The organism is Shewanella electrodiphila (genome assembly GCF_023283985.1).
In the GTDB taxonomy this organism is placed as follows: Bacteria; Pseudomonadota; Gammaproteobacteria; order Enterobacterales; family Shewanellaceae; genus Shewanella; species Shewanella electrodiphila.
The window spans coordinates 25,862-37,636 of sequence record NZ_JAKIKU010000010.1; the positions used below are offsets into that span (position 1 = coordinate 25,862).

The window sequence follows — 11,775 nt, forward strand, 5'->3', positions numbered from 1 at the left end:
TGAATATTGATGAATGGTTAAGCGCTTACTGAAGCTGGTGTTTCAGCTCCAACTGGCACTGTTGAGCTTGTGAGCACTTGGCAATCAAGCACATCAAATAACTTAGTCAGTTGATGTGTTAACAATCCAATTACTCGCTCACTTTCGACATCAAAATTCACTTTTAATGTACTGTCTTCATTTGCGGTCATGGTTAATTCTGTCACGGTAAAGCCGCGATGACGTGTCACACGTAAAACGCGTTCTAGCACCTCAGGCTGCGGCTTTAATCTTAATTCAACTGCATGCATCATGTTTGCTTCTCCATTTGGTCCATCATGTCACTGTTACATGCCCCTGGTGGGACTAACGGCCATACATTAAACGCATCATCAATAGCGACATGCAGCATAAAAGGCCCTGGGGTTGCGAGCATTTCATCAAGCGCGGCTTCTACTTCTTCAGCGCGATGAATGGTGCGGCCTGGAATATCAAAAGCTGATGCCATTAACACAAAATCAGGATTATCGGATAAATCAGTTTCGCTATAACGTTGCTCAAAAAACAATTGCTGCCATTGCTTTACCATGCCTAATTTTTGGTTATCAATAAGCAGTATTTTTACGGGTAATTTACGACGTTTGATGGTGGTAAGCTCTTGTACATTCATCATGAATGATCCGTCACCCGATACCGTTACAACGGTCGCATCAGGTCGAGCAACTTGAGCGCCAATTGCTGCTGGTAAGCCAAACCCCATGGTGCCTAAACCCGCACTAGATAAATGATCCTCAGGACGGCGAAACCACATGTGCTGCGCCACCCACATTTGATGCTGGCCCACATCACAACTCACGACACTGTCTTCTGGTAACTTGTTAGCTAAGCGGCGTAACATTGCTGGAGCATAGATAAGATCGCCAGGGTGTTGATAATCCCATTGATGCTCACGGTATAAGTCTTCCACTTCTTGTTGCCACTGCGTCAATTCAGCTTGCATATCCAATGATGCTGCAAGGGCGGGTAACACTTGACGGAAATCTGCTGAAATCGCTACATCAGCCTGACGTAGCTTGTTAATTTCGGCAATATCGATATCAAGGTGCAATACTTTGGCATTTCCAGCAAAAGTGGCTAAACGCCCAGTCACCCGATCATCAAAACGTGCACCGACAACAATCAATAGATCGCATGACTGCACCGCTAAATTTGCCGCTTTGCCACCATGCATGCCTAACATACCAAGGTAACCTTTAGTGCCATGGGCAATGGCGCCTAAGCCTTTCAATGTGGCAACAGATGGAATACCTGTTTTATCAATAAATTGACGCAAATGATCAACCGCGCCAGCCATGCCTACGCCACCACCAACATATAAAATGGGTTTCTTTGCTTGCTGTAATAATTCACGTGCAGCATCTATGGCTGTGACTTCAGGTGCAGGCTCTTCAGTGACCGTCAGTAATGGTGTTTTATACTCAAGCTCTGCTATTTGGATGTCTTTAGGTATATCAACTAATACTGGACCTGGGCGACCTGAAGCCGCGATTTCAAACGCTTTATATAAGGTTGGAATTAATTCATTAATATCGGTGACCATAAAGCTGTGTTTGGTACATGATAATGACATCCCCAATACATCGATTTCTTGGAATGCATCGGTACCTATCACGGCGGTAGAGACTTGGCCAGTTATCGCAACAACAGGCACTGAGTCCAATAGCGCATCAGACAAGGAGGTAATAAGGTTAGTGGCACCGGGTCCTGATGTCGCGAAACACACCCCTGTTTTACCACTTGCTCTAGCATAACCGACTGCGGCAAATGCAGCGCCTTGTTCATGGCGACTCAAAAGGTGTTCTACTGGGTGACCATAGAGTGCATCGTAAATCGGCATAATTGCGCCACCAGGATAACCAAATACCGTGGTCACACCGTGTGCGGCTAAAACTTTAATGACTGCGTCTGCACCACGCATTTTCTGCCCTGATTCCATATTGATACTCTCGTCATTGATCTGCGTTTAAAATTAAATATTTTTTGATAAAGCGACATAGTCACAGTGATTGTTAAAGCCCATAAAACAAAAAACCCCCGGTCCTTTCGGAGCGGGGGTTTTTGCAAATTCTGACTATTAACTCAGTCTCGTTGCCAAACGCCACCCCCGCGGTGACTTAATAATCACGACGGTAATAATCACAATAATGAGCTGGGCAGCTTGGTTAAACATAAATAACTGAGTCCTAAAAAATATTTGTTAACTTTTCTGTTAAGTCAGGCTCAGTGCCAGACTTGTTTATAATTCATCCTCTATAGGAGTACCATAAAGTGATTTATAAACACAACAAAAAATCCTGTGTTGTAAAAAAAATTCAGCTTCCCTGCCGAGACAATGCAAACAACAACAAAAATCTAAAGCTATGAAGGTAAGTTTAAATTCATCGGTGAACTTAAATTACCCCCTTAATTTTCAATAGATTGTTTCTACTTATCATTCATTGAAAGTAGATTTGATGCCTGCTCGATAGCCTAGCTGAACAGGTACTTCACAACACAATCAACAAATATTAGCTAGCTTCAACAATACCTTTCATATCAGTCATGTAACCGCGTAACTCTGCACCAATAAACTCAACATCGGTATGACGAATCGTTTCATTCACTTCAATTAAACGCTTGTTATCAACACTGTTTGAACCTTCTTTTAGGCCAGCGCCAAGTAACTCAGATGACATTGACTTAACGTAATCAGTTAATAATGGCACTGCTGCGTGGTTGAATAAGTAACAACCATATTCTGCAGTATCAGAGATCACGACGTTCATTTCGTATAAACGTTTACGTGCAATAGTGTTCGCAATAAGTGGCGTTTCATGCAAAGACTCATAATAAGCTGACTCTTCGATGATGCCGGCAGCAACCATTGTATCGAATGCTAATTCCACACCCGCTTTGATCATAGCAACTAAGAAAATGCCTTTATCAAAGTAAGTTTGTTCATCAATGTACTCGTCAGATACTGGTGAGTTTTCAAATGCCGTTTCGTTGGTTTCTGCTCTCCAACGCAATAAGTTCGCATCGTCATTAGCCCAGTCAGCCATCATGGTGCGAGAAAACTCACCGCTGATGATGTCATCCATGTGCTTTTCAAATAGTGGCTTAAGAATCACTTTTAATTCTTCAGCAACTTCAAATGCTTTCACTTTGGCAGGATTTGATAAACGGTCCATCATGTTAGTGATGCCGCCATGTTTAAGCGCTTCAGTAACCGTTTCCCAACCTTGTTGGATTAACTTTCCTGCGTAGCCAGGTTCAACACCGTCAGCAACCATTTTCTCGTAACCAAGAATGGCGCCAGTTTGTAACATGCCACAAAGAATCGTTTGCTCGCCCATCAAATCAGACTTAACTTCTGCGACAAATGAAGACAGTAAAACACCTGCACGATCGCCACCTGTAGCACTTGCATAGGCTTTAGCAATGGCAAGGCCATCACCTTTTGGATCATTCTCAGGGTGAACAGCGATAAGCGTTGGTACACCAAAGCCACGCTTATATTCTTCACGTACTTCAGTACCAGGACACTTAGGTGCAACCATCACAACAGTGATGTCAGGGCGAACCTGCATGCCTTCTTCAACGATATTAAAACCGTGTGAATAAGATAATGTTGAACCTTGCTTCATTAATGGCATAACCGCATTGACAACGTTTGAATGTTGCTTATCTGGGGTTAAGTTCAACACTAAATCTGCATCAGGAATTAATTCTTCGAACGTACCTACTGTGAAACCGTTGTCGGTTGCTTGCTTCCAAGAAGCGCGCTTTTCAGCAATGGCTTGTGGACGTAGCGCAAAAGAAATATTTAAACCTGAGTCACGCATGTTCAGACCTTGGTTTAGGCCTTGTGCCCCACAACCTAAGATCACGATGTTCCAATCTTTAATAAAATTACAGCCGTCACTAAACTCGGTACGGTCCATAAAGCGGCATTGTGCTAGTTGAGCTAATTGTTGACGTAAATTCAGAGAGTTAAAATAGTTAGCCATCTGAGATACCACCTTTAATTCAGAAATTTGAGACGCAACATTCTGGCAGTCAAAGTGCTCAGAAGTTGTGATTGAAGTCACTATAGCGCATGCTTGTTATTGCTTAAAATGATATATTCGGAACATAACGTTTCATTTTATGCAATACTGGTAAAACCTTATATCGTTCAATAAACAACCAAGACTTGTACAAGGCAATCTCATGGATATTCGTGCGTTAAAACTCTACTTACACCTATGTGATAGTCTGCATTTTGGCAAAACAGCAGAACAAACCCATGTCAGCCCTTCGACCTTAAGTCGTGCCTTGCAACGCTTAGAAGAAGAAGTTGGTTGCAAATTATTTGAACGGGATAATCGCAGTGTCAGCATCACCCACGCAGGTAATGAATTTAAGCGCTTCGCCGAGCAGACATTATCAGAATGGCTTAATCTAAAAGGTCGCATCGACCCCGACCAGCCCCTGCTTCACGGACGTATTAATCTGTATTGTTCTGTTACTGCAGCTTATAGCCATTTGCCTGCATTGTTAGATCGCTTCAGACGTGAGCATCCTTTAGTTGAAATCACTCTCATTACTGGTGATGCAGCCAATGCCGTGGATGAGATCCAGCACAATCGAGCCGACTTTGCGATTATTGCCTTGCCTGATTCGCTTCCAAACAGCCTACATTTTGAAGAAATTGATCAAGTACCTTTGCACGTCTACGCCCCAACAATACATTGCCAAGCCCAACAGATGATCAATCAAACGCCAATCAACTGGGCACAACTACCCTTTATCGTGCCTGATCATGGACCAGGTCGTCGTAGAGCCGATAATTGGTTTAAAGCGATGGGGTTTAAGCCCAATATTTATGCACAAGTGTCAGGCCAAGAAGCCATTACATCGATGGTGGCACTGGGATGTGGTGTGAGCATCAGCCCTGAAGTTGTCGTAGAAAATAGTCCTGTAAGGGAGCGCTTAGTGAAGCTTGAGTCACCGCAGCTTATTCCCCCTTTTAAACTCGGGTGTTGCTGTAAAGAAAAACGTATTCAAGAGCCCATTTTAAAAGCATTTTTAGATGTGATTTAGTTAGGGCTTGATTGGCAAACCTCAAACACCTCTTATTGATACAGAGCCTGCCAATTTTGCTCAAAAATCATCTGAAATAATGGACTATCAATCGACAATTGACGATAAAATTTCCGCGCTAGGCACGAATTAAATTATCTCGTTTAATGATGCCCAGCGATGCTTATTCCAACTACTGCACGAGTAAAAATGAGCCGCCTCCCACTGAGTTGACTTCACCTTTTTTAATAACGCATAAGAATATACAGACAGATTGATGGTTGAATCTTTAACGTCTTCACCTGGGTTTCTATCGGTTTTTTTTAATGCTTTAACTACCCCAGCAGGCATTTGTTCGAGTACTACATCTAAATGAAATGACTCCGACACAATTCTTTTTCAGCGTCAGGATTTGGAAATATGGCATTAAAACATTCACTCTTGCCAGTATTTACATTAGCTACTTATGCATCAAATGTTATTAACTGATTAAGTACATTGATTTATTTGTCATTTAACGCTCTAATATGCAGCTTAATTCCAACGGAAGGAAATATAAATGAGCAATCTAGACTCAGCACAAGGCACAAGTGCCACTTCAGTTAATGCAATAACACCCTCAACTAAAACATCTTTTAAATTTCATGGCATTGGCGGTGAATTCTTTGGCATATGGATCGTCAACATGCTGCTGACCATGGTGACCTTCGGCATTTATTCAGCTTGGGCAAAAGTCCGTACTCACTGTTATTTCTACAGCAATACGGAACTTGGCGGTGACCGCTTTGAATATTTAGCCACACCAATGCAGATTTTAATTGGCCGTATCATTGCTGTTGTGCTGTTAATTGGCTGGGCGATTTTAAATGCTATTAACCCCATTATTGCCATCGCACTCGCCGTTATCTTAATGTTTGCCACGCCTTTTCTGGCTGTTCGTAATATGCGTTTTGATGCACGCATGACTCGTTTTCGAAATGTGCGCTTTAATTTTGAAGGATCGTACGCTGGGGCTTACCTGCAATTATTAGTTAAACCTTTACTCGCTTACTTGATTGTTATTGCTGGACCGATGGCAATTGCAGCGGGGTCAAAGTTCTTATCTGATGAGCTTATTGGTGTCGGTGTTGTCGTTGCTGTACTGTTTTTCTTTGCTGCTATGGTTTTTTGTTATGCCTGGGTCTCGGCAGGTATTGCTCAATATATGGTTAATGGCTACCGCTACGGTACTAAAGCATTTCAAGCTGAACTGAACATCCGTGAATATATGAAAATTGCATTAAAAGCGATGGCCTTATTTATGGGCGCTATGGTGGCCAGCACTTTAATTGCATTTGCTTTCGGTTTTATGTTTGGTGTTATGGATTCTATTGTCGAACTGATTAAAAATGGCTTCAAAGGCTCAGATGCTATGCAAGATGGTCAAGCGATGGGCTATATGATGTTAATCGTTAGCTATTTCTTTATGCTTGCACTGAGTATGGTGATAGCTGCTTATGTCAAAGTCTGCACTCGTAATTATATGTTTAATGAGACCAAGCTTGATGGTGAACTGCAGATGCGTTCGAACATGGCACTAGGCAGTTTTTTAGCATTAGTTGTCACCAACTTTTTATTAGTCATCGTCACATTTGGTTTTGGTATCGCATGGGCAGAAGTGCGTAGCGCAAAATACATGGCTTCAGTAACCGAAGTTGAAGGTGATTTGTCACTGGTGCACGCTCATGATCATAACGAGCAAAGCGATGCAGCAATTGCTGATGAAGTGGCGGGAGCCTTTGATATCAACATAGGTATTGTGTAAGTCAAGCGCTTGATAAGTTGTAATGACAACTCATAAAGACAAGTGTAATTATCTTTCTCACAGCACTTTGCTGTGAGAAAGTTTTATTCAACCTCACCTTAATCAAAAAACCATGTTGAGAATGCTGTGATAGAACAAATAGACGGCCACATTCTGGCACCTAAAAATGCCACCAAATACCCAGCTTCAATGGTATTAGGGGCAAATGGAATGCTAACGGTGAGTAGTGAACCTTTTAGCGGTCAACATCAACTTGAAACCACAGAAATCTCTGCAGCACTTGGAAATACACCACGTAATATTACCTTTAATAACGGCCACGTATTTGTAGCGAGTCAAAGCCAACATTTAAATCAATGGCTCACCAAACACAGTAAACCCTCTGTCATTAATAAGCTTGAACAACATTTAGGGTTAATTGTTGTAGCCTGTATCGTCACCGTTATAGTGACTTACAGTACGATTGTTTATGGTGTTCCAGCAGCGTCAAAATTGATTGCCAATATGGTACCTCACTCTGTTGAAAAGCAAGTCGGCGACTACAGTTTGTCACTGGTGGAAGAAATGGGATTTAGCGAGTCAAGTTTAACTAGCGACCGCCAAGCTGAACTTCAACTACTATTTAGCGACACAGTAAACAAACTCCCCCAACAAGCAGAATTATTTTCACAACCACCACAGTTACTTATTTTCTCAAGCAAAGAGGGCGCTAATGCATTTGCCATGGCTGGCGGCCATATCATTCTTACTGATGAAATGATTGAACTTGCTGACAATGATAGCCAACTTCAAGCTGTGCTTTTGCATGAGTTAGGCCATATTAGACATAGACACATTATGACCAGCATAGTGCAATCCTCCATCTTATCGATAGCTGCTGCGATGATCGTAGGTGAAGCCAGTGGTATTGCCGACACCTTAATGAGTGTAACGGTATTAGGCACCAGTTTAAGCTACTCACGTCACCACGAACACGAGGCCGATAACTTTGCAGCCGAGCACTTACATAACTGGTATCAAAATACTGACTCGCTGGTATCTCTATACAAACTACTACAATCAAAGCATCAAATAGATATTCCCGACTGGGCCAGTACTCATCCTAACCTTGAAGATCGCATGGCTGAATTAAAGAAATATTCACAAAATCAATGATAGCTAAATACTAGTGAGCTCATATTTAATAATAACGACATCTTATATTGTGAAGTGCAATTCTTTAGCACAAACCGTTAGCACAAAGCCTGCGCAAATCTATGTTTCATTTTAGCTGCTACACTTAACTGCGATTAATGGATTGTTTTAGTTAAAATTAGCAAACAAAAGGATTTGTTTATGGCGATTGCCTGTGTCATCACCCGTGCCTGCTGCGGGGTTGAAGCCCCTCAAGTCACTGTCGAAGTGCATTTAAGTAATGGATTACCAGCATTTAACTTAGTTGGATTACCTGAAACCTCAGTTAAAGAAGCTCGCGAGCGTGTTCGTAGTGCATTGATTAATGCAGGCTTTGAATTTCCAATGCAGCGCATTACGGTTAACCTTGCCCCTGCAGATTTGCCTAAACAAGGCGGTAGATATGATCTCCCAATTGCAATAGGGATTTTAGCGGCTTCAGGTCAAGTGCCATCAGATAAGCTAGCCCATAGTGAATTCATTGGTGAATTAGCCCTGTCAGGTGAGGTGCGTCCTTGTATTGGGATTTTGCCTGCCATTATTGCCGCTAAAAATCAGCAGCATCAGCTCTTTATCCCCCTAGAAAACCGCAGAGAGGCTGAATTAGTCGGTTATCAACAAACTCACTTTGTCGCTCATTTACAACACCTTGCATCTTTTATGCATGGCCAAGCTAAACTGCCTTTAGTGGATCAGCAGCCGCAATGGTTTGAAGAGGTAAGCACTGGACCAGAATTGTGTTTAAGTGAAGTCATCGGCCAGTATCAAGCTAAACAAGGATTAGAAATCGCCGCTGCAGGTGGACATAACACGCTTTTTTTAGGGCCGCCAGGAACTGGCAAGAGTATGCTTGCCAATCGTATTATTCCGTTACTACCTAAGCTCAGCTACGAAGAAGCGATTGATGTGGCAGCTATTCATTCCGTTGCAGGGCTTAACATAAAACCTAATGCCTTTTTAGAAAGACCATTTCGCGCACCACATCATACTTGTTCATCGATTTCTCTCGTCGGTGGCGGCAGTATTCCTAAACCAGGTGAAATTTCACTAGCCCACAGAGGCGTATTGTTTTTAGACGAAATAGCCGAGTTTCCGCGTAAAGTACTCGATTGTCTGCGAGAACCTATGGAATCTGGCGAAGTCATTATTTCACGCGCGGCAGCCAAGGTTAAATTTTCGAGTCGATTTCAACTGATTGCAGCCATGAACCCAAGTCCTTGTGGTGATATTGAAAATGCACGTTCAACTCCCGATCAAATTCAACGTTATTTATCCCGTTTGTCAGGCCCGTTTTTAGATCGATTTGATTTAACCATTGAAGTACCGAAACTTCCTGCAGGCACACTGACTCAACCGCAAAAAACAGCTGAGAGCAGTGAAAGTATTGCCAAGCGCGTTAATCTTGCTAGGCAACGACAGTTTGCCCGTGCAGGCATGCTTAACAGTGAGCTATCACCAGCCTTGTTGAAGCAACATTTATCCATGAGTCAGGCTGATTTAGAGTTTCTCGACCAAAGTGTTCAACAACTGGGTTTATCTGTGCGAAGTTTTCATCGTATACAAAGAGTCGCTCGTACCATTGCTGATCTGCAACAATCAAACACCACTGAACGACGTCATATTGCTCAAGCACTGGGGTATCGCGCAATGGATCGTCTGATGAATCGCTTAAGCCAGCAATAAAAAGCCCGTGCCGAGATAAAAATTATTAAAAAGCGGATAATTCAGCCCGATACCGATTATTTGACAGGTAATTTTTTAGTAAAAAATGCGATATTATTGTTCTGCTGATTGAGGATATGCTTATCACGGAGTAACATAAGCCTCCATTTACAGGAGAGCTAGATGCCGCTGTTCGCAAAAATTAAAGGATCTGTAGCATTTATTTGCTATGTCATAAACACTATCTTCTGGGTAACACCTATACTTATTTTCAGTATATTCAAGGTCTTGCCAATTATATTCATCCGTAAGGTTTGCAGCTATATTTTGGATAATTGCGCCAGCGCTTGGATCAGTGTGAATGGGATTATAGAAGCCATTTTTCATCCAACGAAGATTAAGTTGACTGGTGATAACCAATTCTCAGAAAAAGAATGGTACATGGTGATTGCCAATCACCAATCTTGGGTAGATATCTTAATTTTACAGCGAGTGTTTAATAGAAAAATTCCATTTTTAAAGTTTTTCTTAAAACAACAGCTCATTTATGTCCCAATTTTGGGTTTAGCTTGGTGGGCATTAGACTTCCCATTTATGCGTCGCTATTCAACAGCGCAGTTAAAGAGAAACCCTAAACTGAAAGGCAAAGATACCGAAATCACCCGTAAGTCTTGTGAAAAATTTAAGCACAAGCCTGTGAGTGTGATGAATTTTGTTGAAGGGACGCGGTTCCATCCTGGTAAACATAAAAAGCAAAGCTCGCCGTTTGAGCATCTACTCAAACCGAAAGCGGGTGGAATGGCTTTTGCGCTTGATGCCATGGGCAGCCAAATTAATAAATTAGTTAATGTCACCATTTACTATCCGGGTAAAATACCTTCTTATTGGGAGTATATTTGCAACGACCTAGATGAAGTGCATGTTGATATTCAAGTAACAGATATCCCCGATGCTATGCGCGGTGATTACAGTAAAGACCGAGAGTTTAAAATTGAGTTTCAAAATCAATTGAATCAACTCTGGTTAGAAAAAGACAATAAAATCAGCTCAATGGCTGAAAACAATAAATAGAGGTATTTAGCTCCATGCTAAATTTTTTACCCGGTCCAATTATTTTTTTCATTAGTACCTGCTTATTGATTATTAATACTGTTCTATGGGCAGGCTTAATCAGTATTGGCGGCATCATTAAATTGTTCATCCCTTTTCAAGGACCTAGTAAAGCACTATTGAGCTTGATGAATCGTTTTATGTGGGCTTGGGCTACATGTAATGGCGGCATTTTGGCATTAATCGCTAAAGTCGAGTGGGACATTCAAGGTTTAGATGGGTTAGACCAAAATGGTTGGTATTTGCTTATCAGTAACCATGTCAGTGGTTTTGATATTGCTGCGCAAACTTATATCTTGCGAAACAATATTCCAATGCTGAAGTTTTTCTTAAAAAGAGAGCTTATTTTCGTGCCCTTTTTAGGCTTAGGTTGTTGGGCTCTTGGCATGCCATTTATGAACCGTACTAGTCCTGCGAAGCTTAAAAAGAATCCCAAATTAAAAGGCAAAGATTTAGAAACAACGCGTAAAGCCTGCGAAAAGTTTAAAAACACACCTACATCTATCATTAATTATGTAGAAGGCAGCCGTTTTACGCTTGATAAGCATCGTCGTCAACAATCACCTTATCGTCATCTTTTGCGCCCTAAAGCTGGCGGGATTGCTTTTACCCTGTCAGCAATGGGCGAGCAATTTACTGGTCTACTCAATATGACATTGGCCTATCCAGATGCGGACGCCAAAGCAAAGGAAGGCGTGCTTTATCAAGTCATGTCTGGTCGAGTAAAAAGAATTGTAGTGCGAGTTGAGCAACTACCTGTCCCGGTAGTAGATTCAGAAGTGTATTTCTCGCAGGCTGAAACACGGGTTGAGTTTCAGCGCTGGCTCAATAATGTTTGGCTAGAAAAAGATCAGCAACTAGACGAGATATTCAAACAGTACATAGCTGATACAACAGACAAAAAGTAGTCATTAAGCTCATTTTAAAACACGCTAATTAGCGTG

10 protein-coding genes are annotated in these 11,775 nt (G+C 41.9%); 6 read left to right on the plus strand and 4 right to left on the minus strand.

Annotated elements, in window-relative coordinates:
* Positions 1-17 precede the first annotated feature (17 nt).
* The 3 genes from ilvM to ilvC all read right to left on the minus strand — a co-directional run bounded on the left by ilvM (position 18) and on the right by ilvC (position 4,028).
* Entirely contained in the window at positions 18-293 is a 276-nt protein-coding gene (gene ilvM, locus L2737_RS16610) for an acetolactate synthase 2 small subunit (protein WP_248956459.1), read from the minus strand.
* Complete coding sequence (gene ilvG, locus L2737_RS16615; protein ID WP_102529556.1) at positions 290-1,975, minus strand: acetolactate synthase 2 catalytic subunit; 1,686 nt, start codon at positions 1,973-1,975, stop codon at positions 290-292. Before ilvG ends, ilvM begins: the two co-directional genes overlap by 4 nt.
* 571 nt (positions 1,976-2,546) lie before the next feature.
* Positions 2,547-4,028 (minus strand): ketol-acid reductoisomerase, encoded by a 1,482-nt coding sequence (gene ilvC, locus L2737_RS16620; protein WP_248956460.1) that lies wholly within the window; start codon positions 4,026-4,028, stop codon positions 2,547-2,549.
* A gap of 202 nt (positions 4,029-4,230) precedes the next feature.
* On the opposite strand from ilvC, the gene ilvY reads away from it, so the two are divergent.
* On the plus strand, positions 4,231-5,103 hold the full coding sequence (gene ilvY / locus L2737_RS16625; protein ID WP_102529559.1) for an HTH-type transcriptional activator IlvY: 873 nt from the start codon (positions 4,231-4,233) through the stop codon (positions 5,101-5,103).
* Positions 5,104-5,232: 129 nt separating this feature from the next.
* Here ilvY and L2737_RS16630 read toward each other — a convergent pair whose 3' ends face one another.
* Positions 5,233-5,472: a hypothetical protein gene (locus L2737_RS16630; protein WP_248956461.1), complete on the minus strand. Its 240-nt coding sequence runs from the start codon at positions 5,470-5,472 to the stop codon at positions 5,233-5,235.
* A gap of 169 nt (positions 5,473-5,641) precedes the next feature.
* Here L2737_RS16630 and L2737_RS16635 point away from each other — a divergent pair, with 169 nt between their 5' ends.
* The 5 genes from L2737_RS16635 to yihG (L2737_RS16655) all read left to right on the plus strand — a co-directional run bounded on the left by L2737_RS16635 (position 5,642) and on the right by yihG (L2737_RS16655) (position 11,739).
* Positions 5,642-6,886, plus strand: coding sequence for a YjgN family protein (locus L2737_RS16635; protein WP_248956462.1), 1,245 nt, complete (start codon positions 5,642-5,644; stop codon positions 6,884-6,886).
* Between the two features lie 126 nt (positions 6,887-7,012).
* Positions 7,013-8,041 (plus strand): M48 family metallopeptidase, encoded by a 1,029-nt coding sequence (locus L2737_RS22475; protein ID WP_248956464.1) that lies wholly within the window; start codon positions 7,013-7,015, stop codon positions 8,039-8,041.
* A gap of 180 nt (positions 8,042-8,221) precedes the next feature.
* Positions 8,222-9,742, plus strand: a complete 1,521-nt coding sequence (locus L2737_RS16645) for a YifB family Mg chelatase-like AAA ATPase (RefSeq protein WP_248956465.1) — start codon at positions 8,222-8,224, stop codon at positions 9,740-9,742.
* Between the two features lie 162 nt (positions 9,743-9,904).
* Positions 9,905-10,792 carry a 1-acylglycerol-3-phosphate O-acyltransferase, YihG family gene (yihG, locus tag L2737_RS16650; RefSeq protein WP_229372219.1) on the plus strand — a complete coding sequence of 296 codons (888 nt, stop codon included), beginning with the start codon at positions 9,905-9,907 and terminating at the stop codon, positions 10,790-10,792.
* Between the two features lie 14 nt (positions 10,793-10,806).
* Positions 10,807-11,739: a 1-acylglycerol-3-phosphate O-acyltransferase, YihG family gene (yihG, locus tag L2737_RS16655; protein ID WP_102529565.1), complete on the plus strand. Its 933-nt coding sequence runs from the start codon at positions 10,807-10,809 to the stop codon at positions 11,737-11,739.
* The last annotated feature ends 36 nt before the right edge of the window (positions 11,740-11,775 follow it).